General features: G+C 62.3%; 7 protein-coding genes and 1 tRNA gene. 1 reads left to right on the forward strand and 7 read right to left on the reverse strand.

Annotated elements, in window-relative coordinates; translation table 11 throughout:
• The first annotated feature begins 23 nt into the window (after window positions 1–23).
• Window positions 24–1,649, forward strand: coding sequence for an NAD(P)/FAD-dependent oxidoreductase (locus ACNHGR_RS17840; RefSeq protein ID WP_475287797.1), 1,626 nt, complete (start codon window positions 24–26; stop codon window positions 1,647–1,649).
• Between the two features lie 24 nt (window positions 1,650–1,673).
• Here the strand turns inward: ACNHGR_RS17840 and ACNHGR_RS17845 are convergent, their stop codons facing one another.
• The 7 genes from ACNHGR_RS17845 to ACNHGR_RS17875 all read right to left on the reverse strand — a co-directional run bounded on the left by ACNHGR_RS17845 (window position 1,674) and on the right by ACNHGR_RS17875 (window position 15,225).
• The gene (locus tag ACNHGR_RS17845) at window positions 1,674–4,490 is read right to left on the reverse strand and encodes a hypothetical protein (protein ID WP_475287798.1); all 2,817 of its coding nucleotides are present in this window, start codon (window positions 4,488–4,490) and stop codon (window positions 1,674–1,676) included.
• A gap of 78 nt (window positions 4,491–4,568) precedes the next feature.
• Window positions 4,569–4,642 (reverse strand) — tRNA-Gln (locus tag ACNHGR_RS17850).
• Window positions 4,643–4,810: a hypothetical protein gene (locus tag ACNHGR_RS17855; protein ID WP_475287800.1), complete on the reverse strand. Its 168-nt coding sequence runs from the start codon at window positions 4,808–4,810 to the stop codon at window positions 4,643–4,645.
• 77 nt (window positions 4,811–4,887) lie between these two features.
• The gene (rpoC, locus tag ACNHGR_RS17860; protein ID WP_475287801.1) at window positions 4,888–9,144 is read right to left on the reverse strand and encodes a DNA-directed RNA polymerase subunit beta'; all 4,257 of its coding nucleotides are present in this window, start codon (window positions 9,142–9,144) and stop codon (window positions 4,888–4,890) included.
• A gap of 31 nt (window positions 9,145–9,175) precedes the next feature.
• Complete coding sequence (locus tag ACNHGR_RS17865) at window positions 9,176–9,373, reverse strand: hypothetical protein (RefSeq protein ID WP_475287803.1); 198 nt, start codon at window positions 9,371–9,373, stop codon at window positions 9,176–9,178.
• A gap of 39 nt (window positions 9,374–9,412) precedes the next feature.
• Complete coding sequence (gene rpoB / locus ACNHGR_RS17870) at window positions 9,413–13,576, reverse strand: DNA-directed RNA polymerase subunit beta (protein ID WP_184270008.1); 4,164 nt, start codon at window positions 13,574–13,576, stop codon at window positions 9,413–9,415.
• A 305-nt stretch (window positions 13,577–13,881) separates the two neighbouring features.
• On the reverse strand, window positions 13,882–15,225 hold the full coding sequence (locus ACNHGR_RS17875) for an aminotransferase class V-fold PLP-dependent enzyme (protein WP_475287804.1): 1,344 nt from the start codon (window positions 15,223–15,225) through the stop codon (window positions 13,882–13,884).
• Between the last annotated feature and the right edge of the window lie 47 nt (window positions 15,226–15,272).

Raw genomic sequence — 15,272 nt, forward strand, 5'->3', positions numbered from 1 at the left:
CCGCGAAAGACTATGGCGCAGCCATGATCCGTCTTTCCGGCCTGAAACTGCCCCTCGACCATCCGGCCGAGGCGATGCCCGCCGCCATTTGCGCCCGTCTTGGCCTGGAACCGCATGAGCTGCGCGGGCATAGCCTTGTCCGGCGTGGCAATGACGCCCGCCGCCGTTCCGCCATCCTGCTGGTCTATACGATGGATGTTGACGTCGTAGACGAGGCGGCCGTGCTGGCCCGTTTCGCCGACGATCATGATGTCCGCCCGACCCCGGACACCAGCTATAAATTCGTCACCCATGCGCCCGATGGCTGGCAGGGCCAGCGCCCCGTCGTGATCGGCGCCGGGCCCTGTGGCCTGTTCGCGGGCCTGATCCTTGCCCAGATGGGGTTCAAACCCATCATCCTCGATCGCGGCAAGGTGGTGCGCGAACGGACCAAGGATACCTGGGGCCTGTGGCGTCGGGCCGAACTGAACCCGGACAGCAATGTCCAGTTCGGAGAGGGCGGGGCGGGCACCTTCTCCGACGGCAAGCTCTATTGCCGGGTGAAGGACCCGCGCTTCCTGGGGCGCAAGGTGCTGGAGGAGTTCGTTGCGGCCGGCGCGCCGGACGATATCCTCTGGGAAGCGCATCCCCATATCGGCACCTTCCGCCTCGTTTCCATGGTGGAGGCGATGCGCAAGCAGATCGAGGCGCTGGGCGGCGAATATCGCTGGCAGCATCGCGTCGACGATCTGGTGCTGGAACGACAGGGGGATGGCACGCAGAAACTGCGCGGCATCGTGCTGCATGACGGCAGCGTGATCGAAAGCGACCATGTCGTGCTGGCGGTCGGCCATAGCGCCCGCCCGACCTTCGAGATGCTGCACGCGCGCGGCGTCCATATCGAAGCCAAGCCCTTTTCCATCGGCGTGCGGATCGAACATCCGCAAAGCTGGGTCGATCGCGCCCGCTATGGCAATTGCGCCGGCCATCCCGATCTGGGTGCGGCGGCCTACAGCCTCGCCCATCATTGCGCCAATGGCCGCACCGTCTACAGTTTCTGCATGTGCCCTGGCGGCCGGGTCGTCGCCGCCACATCGGAGGAAGGGCGCGTCGTCACCAACGGCATGAGCCAATATAGCCGCGCCGAATTCAACGCCAATTCCGGGCTGGTGGTCGGCATCGACCCGGCGAAGGATTATCCGGATGGGCCTCTGGCCGGCATCGCGCTCCAGCGCCATTGGGAAAGCCTCGCCTATCAGGCGGGCGGCTCTTCCTACCGGGCGCCGGGCCAGACCGTCGGGGACTTCCTCGCGCGCAGACCTTCGACCCAGCTTGGCGAGGTCGTGCCCTCCTACAAGCCGGGCGTGACCCCGACCGACCTGTCGCTCTGCCTGCCCGACTATGTGATCGAGGCTTTCCATGAGGCGCTGCCCGCCTTTGGCCGGCAGATCGCCCATTATGACCATCCCGACGCGGTGATGACCGGAGTGGAGACGCGCACCTCTTCCCCGATCCGCATCACCCGCGGCAAGGATTTCCAGAGCCTCAACGTCGCCGGCCTCTATCCGGCCGGGGAGGGGGCGGGCTATGCCGGCGGGATCCTCTCCGCCGCGATCGACGGCATCAAGGTGGCGGAGGCTGTGGCGGTGCAACTGTCGGCGGCCGGCTGAACCAGGCGGCCGCCGCGTGGTGGATCAGCCGATCAGGAAGTCGCTGAGGCCCAGGCTGGCCGGCGCGATCGAACCCAGGTCGGCGATCATATGGACCGTGGCATCGGCGGCGCTGCCGTCCGCGCTGGCGGTATAGTAAAGGACGCTGTGATCGTCCGCATCGCGTGCGACGACGAACATCCCGGCGTCGACAATGCTGTCATTGTCGCCAAGCAAGGTGCGCACGGCAGCAGCATCATCCAATATGCCGTCATAGACCAGCAGGTCGGTCGTGCTCAGGTCGCCCGCTGCATCAGTGGAGCGGACGTCCAGGGCGGCCCCGTTCACACCGAAGGCTGCAGCGTTGAACATCAACTGGTCCTGCCCGACGACGAAATCCAGGATGCTGTCGCCGCCCTCGCTGGCAGCGTTCCAGACGAACTGGTCGCGGCCGCCACCGCCGGTCAAAATATCGGCGCCGGCGCCGCCCTGAAGCCGGTCGTTGCCCGCACCACCGATGATATGGTCGATGTCGTTGCCGCCCACCGCCAGGATGGAATGGCCCGCGCTCAGGCTGCTGCCATCGATCCTGTCCGCGTTGCTGCTGCCCTGTATGGTAATCCGGCCGCCGCCGATGTCGCGAAACAGGCTGTCGGTCAGTATGATCTGCGCCGGCCCACCGGACAGGATGAAGGTTTCGACGCCGCGCACCCCCGACAGGTCGTCCCCGTCCAGGCTGCCGCTGCCGCTCAGGATCAACTGGTCTGCCCAGCCGCCGCCCGAAACGCTGTCGCCGCTGTTCAATTCGGAGATGGCGAAACGGAAAATGTCGGTGCCTGCGCCACCGGTCAGGCTGTCCTCTCCATTGCCGCTGCGGGTATCGATGCCATAGCTGCGGCTCAAAGCGGAGGCATCCACGCTGTCGCTCCCGAACTGGCTCCATATCTCCATGCGACTGTTGCCGAGGCCGACCACATTGGCATCGGTCAAGGCGATGCTGTTCTGCCCGACCGCCAGCATGATCCGCTCGACCCCGCTGACATTGCGCAGCGCATCTGCGGTGACGGTGCCGGCGGTGCCGATCGACAGCGTGTCATAGCCGCCATTGCCGATGACTGTATCGCCATCCAGCTTTTCCGCCATGAAATGAAAGATGTCGTTGCCCGCGCCGCCGATCAGCGTGTCCAGCCCGATATGCGACGTTACCTGGATGGAATTAAGTGAGGACAGGGCCGATCCATCGATAATGTCGTTCCCGGCATTGCCCATTACGGTGATCTGCCGCCCGCCGACATCGCGGAATATGGCGTCGCTCAGGGTCAGGCTGTTGTTGCCGCCTGCGAGGATGAAGGTTTCGATGCCCCGCACATTGGCCAGATGATTGGCATTGATGGTGGCATTGGAAGCGGTCACATAAAGCGTATCGGCGCCGCCATTGCCGTAGATGGTCGGGGTGACGAAGCCATCGATGCCTACGCCAAAATAGGCGACGCGGAACATATCATTGCCTGCGCCGCCGCGGACGGTACCATCATAGGCGACGGTGAAGTCGACCCAATGATCGGCGGTCAGACCGGACCCGTCGACATTCTGCGCGGTGACAGCGATTCGCGCCATGGCGATGCCGTCGAAATTATCATTGTGCAATGTAACGGTGTCGGACCCGCGGATGATGATATTCTCTACGGCAGAGACGTCTGTCAGAAGAGTGGCGCCGTTCATGGGCGCTGCCGTGTTCTGGATGGTCAGCGTGTCCACGCCGTCGCCGCCATCGACGATATTATGTGCGTCAGCCAGCAAGGTAATGCTGTCATTGCCACGCCCCCCGACGATCCAGTCGCCACCGCCGTTGCCGACGATTGACAGGCTGGTTCCTCGGGAAATGGCTGATCCATCGATCGTGTCGCTTTCGGTGCCGCCCATGATCGATATCACGCCATTGGGCAGGTCGAACGTCATATTGTTATGCAGCGCGATGTTATTGACGCCATTGGCCAGAATGATGCGCTCGATCCCTTTCACATTGGCCAAGGCGTCGTATGCGATGGTTCCGGCCGTGGTCAGGATCAGAATGTCTTCGAATCCGCCATTGCCCTGTACAATGTCCCCGTCGAGTTCCTCAGCCGCAAAGGTGAAAGTGTCTCTGGAGGCCGAGCCGATCAGTGTGTCGAGGCCGCCGCCGGAAATGAAATTGACTGCTCCCATATAGTTGGAGGCATCGATACTGTCGTTACCTGATCCGCCTTCCACATCGACATAAGAGCCGCCACGCCCATTGATGAGCTTGAGGCCATTGGTGCCGTCGCTCAAGACGATCCGCTCGATATTCTGCACATAGCGCAGGGCGTGATCGACCAGAACGCCCGGTGTGGTGATGAACAACGTGTCCTTGCCCGAAGTGTTGCCCTGGCCGTCGATCCAGTCACCGTCCAGATCCTCTGCGCGGAACCGGAAAAAGTCAGTGCCTGCCCCGCCAATGACATCCACTCTCGCACCGGCATTGTTGCCTGCGGTGTAATCCAGTGCGTAATTGCCGCTCAGGAAACGCCCATCGACCTGATGGGCGCCGGACGATCCGATGACTTCCAGATAATTGCCGGAGGGCTTCGTCTTGGAGATTATGGAGTCGCGCAACTGTATCGCGAGGCCTGGCGTTTCCAGGACAAGACGGTTGATACCACTGACGCCCGCCAAATGCCCCGAAAGGCCACCCGATCCGCTGATACGCAACGTATTGAAGCCGCCGCCGCCGGATACATGATCGAATTCATTCAGGTCACTCGATTTAAAGATGAAAATATCATCTTCGTCGGTGCCAACGAAATTATCGTTCGTGTTGGGATTTCCGGTAAACGTCGCCATATCCATCTCCCGATTTGCCGCGATCATGCACGGCAAAAGTGAAAGGGCAAGAATTAAGCGACCAATTTGATTGGAATTTGGATGCCCGACAAGGACTCGAACCTTGATTGACGGAGTCAGAGTCCGCTCTCTTACCATTAGAGGATCGGGCATCAATCCTGAGCGGTGACCCGCTTGGGAGGCCGCAGATAGGCGGGGATGGAGAGTCGGTCAAGCGCTTTTCTGATATAAATGCGCGACTTTTTCTCGTCCGGCGGCATGTCATGATAGCCTGCGGACAAAAGAAAGCCCGCCGAAACGCGGATGCGTCCGGCGGGCATATCCTCACTCCCTTGCGGGAGGGAAGGGCTGGGAGCCACATCCTATATAGGATGCCGCCCCCAGTCTTTCAAAGGGGTCAGTCCATATCCTGCGTGGTGAAATCGTCACCCTGCACGGCGGCCAGCGGATCGTTGCCGATCGCAGCTTCCGGACCCTGCGCCAGTTCGGCGGCATGTTCCTGAGCGGCCGTCTTCGGCGCGATCAGGTCCACTTGGGCAGAGGCGCGCAGCGCGGCCCGCAGCGCTGCGTCCCGCGACGAAGCGGCAACGCGCAGGCGGTTCATGCCGGCGCCGGTGCCCGCCGGGATCAGGCGGCCGACGATGACATTTTCCTTCAGGCCAACGAGCGTGTCCTTCTTGCCCTGAACCGCCGCTTCCGTGAGGACGCGGGTGGTTTCCTGGAAGGAGGCCGCCGAGATGAACGAACGGGTCTGGAGCGAGGCCTTGGTGATGCCGAGCAGCACCGGCTTGCCAGCGGCGGGCGCGAAGCCCGGCTGGAGCTTGGCGTTGATCTCGTCCATTTCCTCGCGGTCGATCTGCTCGCCCACCAACAGGGTGGTGTCGCCGGACTCGATGATCTCGACCTTCTGCAACATCTGACGAACGATCGTTTCGATGTGCTTGTCGTTGATCTTCACGCCCTGCAAGCGATAGACTTCCTGGATTTCGGCGACCAGATATTCGGCCAGCGGCTCGATGCCGAGCACTTCCAGAATGTCGTGCGGATCGGGCGAACCGCCGATCAGATTGTCGCCACGCTTCACATAGTCGCCTTCCTGAACGTCGATCACCTTGCTCTTGGGGATCAGATATTCGACCGGCTCGCCGCCATCTTCCGGATTGATGGCGATCTTGCGCTTCGCCTTGTAATCCTTGAGGAACTGGACGCGGCCCGACACCTTGGCAATGATCGCATTGTCCTTGGGCTTGCGGGCTTCGAACAGTTCGGCGACGCGCGGCAGACCACCGGTGATGTCGCGGGTCTTGGCCGCTTCACGGCTGACACGCGCCAGCACGTCACCGGCCTGCACCTGCGCACCATCGTCGACCGACAGGGTCGCACCCACCGCCAGCATATAGCGGGCGGATTCGCCGGAGTTGTCGTCCAGCAGGGTGAGGCGCGGACGAAGATCTTCCTTGGTCCGTGCCGCACCGCGATGTTCGATGACGACGCGCTGCGCGATGCCGGTGGCTTCGTCGGTCTGCTCGGTCAGCGTCTTGTTGTCGATCAGGTCGACATACTTAACGATACCGGGCTTTTCGGTGATCACCGGCATGGTGAACGGATCCCACTCGGCAAAGCGGTCGCCCTTCTTCACCGCGTCGCCATCCGCAAACAGGATGGTGGCGCCGTAAGGCAGGCGGTGCGTTTCGCGTTCGCGGCCTTCGCTGTCGATGATCGCGACTTCGCCGTTACGGGCGAGCGACAGACGACGACCATTCTTGTCGACGATGGTCGGCATGTCGCGCAGTTCGATCGTACCGTCGGCCAGAGCCTCGAGGTTCGACGTTTCGTTGAAGTTCGCTGCGCCGCCGATGTGGAAGGTACGCATGGTCAGCTGCGTGCCCGGTTCACCGATCGACTGCGCCGCGATGACGCCGACGGCTTCACCGATGTTGACCGGCGTACCACGGGCGAGGTCACGGCCGTAGCACTTGCCGCACACGCCCATCTTGCTTTCGCAGATCAGCGGGCTGCGGATCTTCACCGCCTGCGTGCCGATGGCCTCGATCTTGGCGACCAGCGCTTCGTCCAGCAGGGTGCCGATCGGCACGATGACCGAACCGTCCTTGCTGTCGACGATGTCCTGCGCCGTGGTCCGGCCGAGGATACGCTCGCCGAGCGAGGCGATGACCGAACCACCCTGAACGATGGCCTTCATCTCCAGCGCCTTTTCGGTGCCGCAATCTTCCTCGACGATGGTGCAGTCCTGCGACACGTCGACCAGACGGCGGGTCAGGTAACCCGAGTTCGCCGTCTTGAGCGCGGTGTCGGCCAGGCCCTTACGAGCGCCGTGGGTGGAGTTGAAGTACTCAAGGACGGTCAGACCTTCCTTGAAGTTCGAGATGATCGGCGTTTCGATGATCTCGCCCGACGGCTTGGCCATCAGGCCTCGCATACCGGCCAGCTGCTTCATCTGGGCCTGCGAACCACGGGCACCCGAGTGCGCCATCATGTAGATCGAGTTGATCTGCTTCTGGCGACCGGTTTCCGGGTCGATCGGCATCGCACGGATTTCGTCCATCATGGCGTTCGCCACCACGTCGCCGCAACGGCTCCAGGCGTCGATGACCTTGTTGTACTTTTCCTGCTGCGTGATCAGACCGTCCTGATACTGCTGCTCATAGTCGGCCACCAGCGCCTTGGTTTCGGCGACGGAGCCTTCCTTCGAATCCGGGATCACCATGTCGTCCTTGCCGAACGAGATGCCGGCCTGGAATGCGTGGCGGAAGCCCAGCGCCATGATGGCGTCGGCGAACAGCACCGTGTCCTTCTGACCCGTGTGACGATAGACTTCGTCGATCACGTCGCCCACGTCCTTCTTGGTGAGGAGGCGGTTGACGACGTCGAAGGGCACCTTGTGGCTCTTGGGCAGGCATTCGCCCAGCAGCATGCGACCCGGCGTCGTTTCATAGCGCTTCAGGTAGGTTTCGCCATTTTCGTCGGTCTGCGGCACGCGGCTCACGACCTTCGAATGCAGCGTCACCGACTTGGTGTAGAGCGCCTGATGCACTTCCTGCATGTCGGACAGCAGCATGCCTTCGCCCGGCTCGCCCTGACGTTCCATCGACAGATAATAGATGCCCAGCACCATGTCCTGCGAAGGCACGATGATCGGCTTGCCGTTAGCGGGCGACAGGATGTTGTTGGTCGACATCATCAGCACGCGCGCTTCCAGCTGGGCTTCCAGCGAGAGCGGCACGTGGACGGCCATCTGGTCACCGTCGAAGTCGGCGTTGAAGGCCGAGCAGACGAGCGGGTGCAGCTGGATCGCCTTGCCTTCGATCAGCACGGGTTCGAACGCCTGGATGCCGAGGCGGTGCAGCGTCGGCGCGCGGTTCAGCATGACCGGATGTTCGCGGATCACCTCGTCCAGGATGTCCCAGACTTCCTTGCGTTCCTTTTCGACCCACTTCTTCGCCTGCTTCAGGGTCATGGACAGACCCTTGGCGTCGAGGCGGGCGTAGATGAACGGCTTGAACAGTTCGAGCGCCATCTTCTTGGGCAGGCCGCACTGGTGCAGCTTGAGTTCCGGGCCGGTCACGATGACCGAACGACCCGAATAGTCGACGCGCTTGCCGAGCAGGTTCTGGCGGAAGCGGCCCTGCTTGCCCTTGAGCATGTCGGACAGCGACTTGAGCGGACGCTTGTTGGCGCCAGTGATGACGCGGCCGCGACGGCCATTGTCGAACAGGGCGTCGACGGCTTCCTGCAACATGCGCTTTTCGTTGCGGACGATGATGTCGGGCGCGCGCAGTTCCATCAGCCGCTTCAGGCGGTTGTTACGATTGATGACGCGGCGATACAGGTCGTTAAGGTCCGACGTCGCGAAGCGGCCGCCGTCCAGCGGCACCAGCGGGCGCAGTTCCGGCGGGATGACCGGCACGACGTCCAGGATCATCCATTCCGGGCGGTTGCCCGATTCCAGGAAGCTTTCAACCACCTTCAGGCGCTTGATGATCTTCTTGGGCTTCAGTTCCGACTTGGTGACGGCCAGTTCGTCCAGCAGCGCCTGCTTCTCGCCCTCAAGGTCGAGGTCCATCAGCATCTGCTTGACAGCCTCGGCGCCGATGCCGGCGGAGAAGGCGTCTTCACCATATTCGTCCTGCGCGTCGAGCAGTTCGTCTTCGGTCAGAAGCTGGAACTTTTCGAGCGGGGTCAGGCCCGGTTCGGTGACGATGTAGGATTCGAAGTAGAGGACGCGCTCCAGCTGCTTGAGCTGCATGTCGAGCAGCAGGCCGATGCGCGACGGCAGCGACTTCAGGAACCAGATATGCGCGACAGGGGCGGCCAGTTCGATATGGCCCATGCGCTCGCGGCGAACCTTCGAGACAGTAACCTCGACGCCGCACTTTTCGCACACGATGCCCTTATATTTCATGCGCTTATACTTGCCGCACAGGCATTCATAGTCCTTGATCGGACCGAAGATGCGCGCGCAGAACAGGCCGTCACGCTCGGGCTTGAACGTGCGGTAGTTGATGGTTTCCGGCTTCTTGATCTCGCCGAAGGACCAGCTGCGGATGCGCTCGGGCGAGGCAAGGCCGATCTGGATCTGGTCGAAGGTTTCCGGCTTGGCGACCGGGTTGGCGAAGTTGGTCAGTTCGTTCATTTTTCAGTCCCTCTGGAGGGTAAAAACTTGTTCAGCGGCTTTGTGCAGCGCGGAAACGGGCGATGCCGGCCCAACACATCACAAAGCTACCGATGACGGTGCCGATGCGAAGGGCAGGCGAGATGGGATCGTTCGGATAAGCAAGCAGATAAATGAAGTTCGTCATGGCCAGAATGAAGAAAGCAACAGTCAAAATTGCGAACACAAACTGGTTTTGAAAAAGCTTCATTTCATTACCCTTGCCAGATCGATATCTCGCCCGATCCCCTTACTCCGCCGCCTGCGCCATGCCGTCGTCGTCCTCGGCTTCGTCCATGGACGCGAGTTCGACGTTGAGGCCCAGCGAGCGCATTTCCTTGACGAGCACGTTGAAGCTTTCGGGGATACCGGCCTCGAACGTGTCGTCGCCCTTGACGATCGCTTCATAGACCTTGGTACGGCCGACCACGTCGTCCGACTTCACCGTCAGCATTTCCTGCAAGGTGTAGGCAGCGCCATAGGCCTGGAGCGCCCACACTTCCATTTCACCGAAGCGCTGGCCACCGAACTGCGCCTTACCACCCAGCGGCTGCTGGGTAACGAGCGAGTACGGCCCGATCGAACGGGCGTGGATCTTGTCGTCGACCAGGTGATGCAGCTTCAGCATGTAGATGATGCCGACAGTCACCTTGCGGTCGAACTTGTCGCCGGTCCGCCCGTCGAATAGGTCCGACTGACCCGAGCTATGCAGGCCTGCCCGTTCCAGCATGTCCGAAACGTCCGCTTCGCGGGCACCGTCGAACACCGGAGTTGCCATCGGGATGCCCCGCTGGAGATGCTCGGCCAGATCGATGATCTGTTCGGGCGTACGGGCTTCGATCTGCTCGGCATAGCGCTCACCATAGGAGGTCAGCAGCCGTTCCTTGACCGCGTCGGGCATGTCGCCGGCCTGCGGGTTCGGATTGGCCTCGCGCCAGTCTTCCAGCGCGTGCTTGAGCTGCTGGCCAAGGCCGCGGGCAGCCCAGCCCAGATGCGTTTCGAAGATCTGACCGACGTTCATGCGCGACGGCACGCCCAGCGGGTTCAGCACGATGTCGACATGGGTGCCATCTTCCAGGAACGGCATGTCCTCGATCGGCAGGATGCGCGAAATGACACCCTTGTTCCCGTGACGGCCGGCCATCTTGTCGCCCGGTTGCAGCTTGCGCTTCACCGCGACGAACACCTTGACCATCTTCAGCACGCCCGGTGGCAGTTCGTCGCCACGCTGCAGCTTGTCGACGCGATCCTCAAACTTCTCGACGATCAGCTTGACGGCTTCGTCATACTGACCCTTGACCGCTTCGATCTGGGCCTGACGGCTGTCGTCCTCGACCGCGAACTTCCACCATTCGTGACGCTCGACTTCGCCCAGCAGAGCCTCGTCGATGACCACGCCCTTCTTGACGCCCTTGGGTGCGGCCGAAGCCGTCTGGCCCAGCAGCATTTCCTGGAGGCGGTTGAAGGTTGCGCGGTTGAGGATGGCGCGTTCGTCTTCACGATCCTTGGCGAGACGGTCGATTTCCTCCCGCTCGATCGCCATGGCGCGTTCGTCCTTGTCGATACCGTGACGGTTGAACACGCGGACTTCCACGACCGTACCGGCCACGCCCGGCGGCAGACGCAGGGACGTGTCGCGCACGTCGCTGGCCTTTTCACCGAAGATCGCGCGCAGCAGCTTTTCTTCCGGGGTCATCGGCGATTCACCCTTGGGGGTGATCTTGCCGACCAGGATGTCGCCTGGCTCCACTTCCGCGCCGATATACACGATGCCCGCCTCGTCGAGGTTGCGCAGCGCTTCTTCACCGACGTTCGGGATGTCGCGGGTGATGTCTTCCGGCCCCAGCTTGGTGTCGCGGGCCATGACCTCGAACTCCTCGATATGGATCGAGGTGAAGACGTCATCCTTCACGATCCGCTCGGAGATCAGGATGGAGTCTTCGTAGTTGTAGCCGTTCCAGGGCATGAACGCGACGAGCGTGTTGCGGCCCAGCGCCAGTTCGCCGAACTCGGTCGACGGGCCATCGGCGATGACGTCGCCGGCTTCGATCAGGTCGCCCACCTTCACCAGCGGACGCTGGTTGATGCAGGTGTCCTGATTCGAACGCTGGAACTTCTGGAGCGTGTAGATGTCGACGCCCGACTGGCCGGCTTCGATGTCGCCGGTCGCGCGGATGACGATACGGGTCGCGTCGACCTGATCGACGATGCCCGAACGCTTGGCGGCCACGGCGGCGCCGGAGTCACGGGCGACCGTGCCTTCCATGCCGGTGCCCACGAACGGCGCTTCGGCCCGTACCAGAGGCACGGCCTGACGCTGCATGTTCGATCCCATCAGCGCGCGGTTGGCGTCGTCGTTTTCCAGGAACGGAATGAGCGAGGCCGCGACCGACACCAGCTGCTTGGGGCTGACGTCCATCAGGGTGATGTGATCCTTGGGCGCCATCAGGAATTCGCCGGCTTCACGCGCGGAGATCAGGTCTTCCACGAAGCTGCCGTCGGCATTCACTTCGGCGTTGGCCTGCGCGATCGTGTGCTTGGCTTCTTCCATCGCCGACAGATAGACGACGTCGTCCGTCACCTTATTGTCCACGACCTTGCGGTACGGCGTTTCGATGAAGCCATATTTGTTGACGCGGCTGAAGGTGGCCAGCGAGTTGATAAGGCCGATGTTCGGGCCTTCGGGCGTTTCGATCGGGCAGATACGACCATAATGGGTCGGATGCACGTCGCGGACTTCGAAACCGGCGCGCTCACGCGTCAGACCGCCCGGCCCAAGCGCCGACACGCGGCGCTTGTGGGTGACTTCCGACAGCGGGTTGGTCTGGTCCATGAACTGCGACAGCTGCGAGGAGCCGAAGAATTCACGCACGGCGGCCACGGCGGGCTTCGCGTTGATGAGGTCGTTCGGCATCACCGTCGACACGTCGACGGACGACATGCGTTCCTTCACCGCGCGTTCCATGCGCAGCAGGCCGACGCGATACTGGTTTTCCAGCAATTCGCCAACGGAGCGGACGCGACGGTTGCCGAGGTTATCGATATCGTCGATTTCACCCTTGCCGTCCTTCAGGTTCACCAGTTCCTTGACGACCGCGAGGATATCCTCGGTACGCAGGGTGGTGACCGTGTCCTCGGCGTCGAGGTCGAGGCGCATGTTCAGCTTGACGCGGCCCACGGCCGACAGGTCGTAGCGTTCCGGATCGAAGAACAGGCCGGCGAACAGCGCTTCGGCGGTTTCCTTCGTCGGCGGTTCGCCGGGACGCATGACGCGATAGATATCGCTCAGAGCCTGGTCGCGGTCCTCGGCCTTGTCGGCCTTGAGCGTATTGCGGATCCACGGGCCGGTGCCGACATGGTCGATGTCGAGCAGTTCGAGGCGGTCGATGCCCGCCTTGTCCAGCTTTTCGAGATTCTCAGGCGACACTTCGTCACCAGCCTCGATGTAGATTTCGCCGGTGCTCTCGTTGATGAGGTCATAGGCGCTGTAGCGGCCATAGACTTCCTCGGTCGGGATCAGCAGGGTGGCGAGGCCATCCTTTTCCGCCTTGTTGGCGGCGCGGGGGCTGATCTTGTGGCCGGCGGCGAACACGACTTCGCCCGACGCGGCGTCGACAATGTCGAACGCCGGCTTCAGACCGCGCCATGCTTCGGCGGTGTAGGGGATCTGCCAGCCGCCTTCGCCGCGCAGGAAAGTGACCTTGTTATAAAATTCGCCCAGAATTTCTTCCGGCGTCAGGCCCAGCGCGAACAGCAGCGCCGTGACCGGCAGCTTGCGCTTGCGGTCGATACGGACGTTGACGATGTCCTTGGCGTCGAATTCGAAGTCCAGCCACGAACCACGGTACGGAATGACGCGCGCGGCGAACAGATATTTGCCCGACGAGTGGGTCTTGCCGCGGTCATGGTCGAACAGGACACCCGGCGAGCGGTGCATCTGCGACACGATGACGCGCTCGGTGCCGTTGACGATGAAGGTGCCGTTGCCCGTCATCAAGGGCATGTCGCCCATGTAGACGTCCTGCTCCTTGATATCCAGGACCGAGCGGGTTTCGGTGTCCTGGTCGACTTCGAACACGATCAGGCGCAGCGTAACGCGCATCGGCGCGGCGTAGGTGATGCCGCGCTGGCGGCATTCTTCCACGTCGTACTTCGGATCTTCCAGTTCGTAATGGACGAAGTCCATTTCGGCGGTGCCGGCAAAGTCGCGGATCGGGAAGACGCTGCGCAGCGTCTTTTCCAGACCAGATACATAGCCGATCGACGGGTCGGAACGCAGGAACTGTTCGTAACTCTCCCTCTGAACCTCGATCAGGTTCGGCATCTGCACAACTTCGTGGATGTCGCCGAACACCTTGCGGATGCGCTTCTTTGCGCCGGTGTTGCTGATGGGGGGGAGAGCCTTGGTCGCCATGCGGTTCCTGCCTGTATCGGTTCGTCGTGTTTTTTCGCATCACAGCGAAAATTCAGTCGAAGCGCCATGAAATGCCGGGTGATTCGCACCCTTCATTCCACGCAAAAAAGTGCGGGCCGGGACTGTCCGATCCGCACTGTCAGCACCTGATGACCCACCAGAATTCGCCCAATTCCGCCAGCTTCGCGCGCTATTCGAAGCCGGACCCCGAGCGATCCGGGGGACGGCCGACCATCAGCGCATAGCGCCAGCGGACGACCGGATTGCCGCCGATATAGGGGTTATGGCGCTGTTTGTGAAGGGGGTCAGGCGAAGAGATGGCGCTCCGCCCGGATGGCGGCGACCAGCCGGTCCAGTTCGGCGCTGCTGTTGAACAAAGCAGGGGTTACCCGCAACACCGGACCGGATGCGAGGCCAGCCTTCGCCACGACCAGCAGCCGATATTTTTCCAGGAAAAGCGCTGTCGCTTTCTTCGCATCGTCCGGTCCCTTCATGCCGGGCAGGCGAAATCCGGTCACGGCCCCATATCGGCCGGGTTCGTCGGGCACCAATATGTCCAGACCGGCAATGTCGCGGACCCGATCCACCCAATAGTCGCGCAGTCGCAACAGGTGGCGGTGCTTGGCCGCGCCGCCGATCGCATCATGCACCGCGATTGCCTGTGGCACGGTCAGCCGCGCGGCGAAATCGACCGTGCCGGTGGGGATGCGCGCGCGGATATCCTCCGGCCCATGGATGCGATTGCCCAGCCAGGGGCTGATATCCTGCAACCGGTTCTTGCGGATATAGATGCCCCCAGTGCCCAGCGGCGCGGCGAGCCATTTATGCAGCGAAAAGCCGATGAAGTCGGCGCCGGTGTCATCGACGCTGAAGGGCAGGTGGCCGACCGCCTGTGCGCTATCCAGGATCGTGTCCACTCCGCGTGCCCGCGCCATCGCCACGATCGCCTTGACCGGCGGGACCAGCCCGTTGCGGTTCGACAGATGCGTCAGCAGCAACAGCTTCGCGCGCGGCGTCTCCTTCAGCACTTTCTCATAGGCGGCCAGGATATTTGCCTCCGTATGCGGCTCCGGCAGCGAGAAGCGCACGATCCGCGCACCCCGGCTCCTCTCCAGATAATCGCAGGCGAACTGCATCTCGTCATAATCGACATCGGCATAAATCACAGCGTCGCCCGGTTGCAGCAGCGCATAATTGGCGATCAGCGCATAGAGCGCCTCGGTTCCGCCGCCCGCCAGCGCAATTTCCTCGGTTGATGCGCCAAGCAGTTTCGCAACCGCCGCCCGCGATTTGTCCAGCTCGACATCGCGCGGATGGCCGGGCGCCGCGTTGCGCAGGAACAATGCATGATTCTGGTTCACCCAGCGCGACCGGGCGTCATAGGCCGCCTGCACCGGCAGCGTCATCGCGCCATAATAGGCCGCGTCGAAGGTCGCGAAATCCCGGTTCACCTTATAGAGCGGCATCAGGGCCGCCTGCGCGGTGGCGAAATCGGCCATGTCCGCAGGGAAGGCGAAGGGGGCATCCTCCGGCCATGCCCCGGATGACGCGGCCCCGGATGATGTGGATCGTGTGGCCGCACCGGCGCTGCCGGCCAGCGCCAGCCCCAACGCACCACCATTGCCCAGAAAGGCCCGCCGCGACACCATATGCTGCTCCGAATTTCGCTGTGTTACATCATATCATGACGGCCGGC

It is taken from the genome of Sphingobium sp. RS1, from assembly GCF_056156825.1.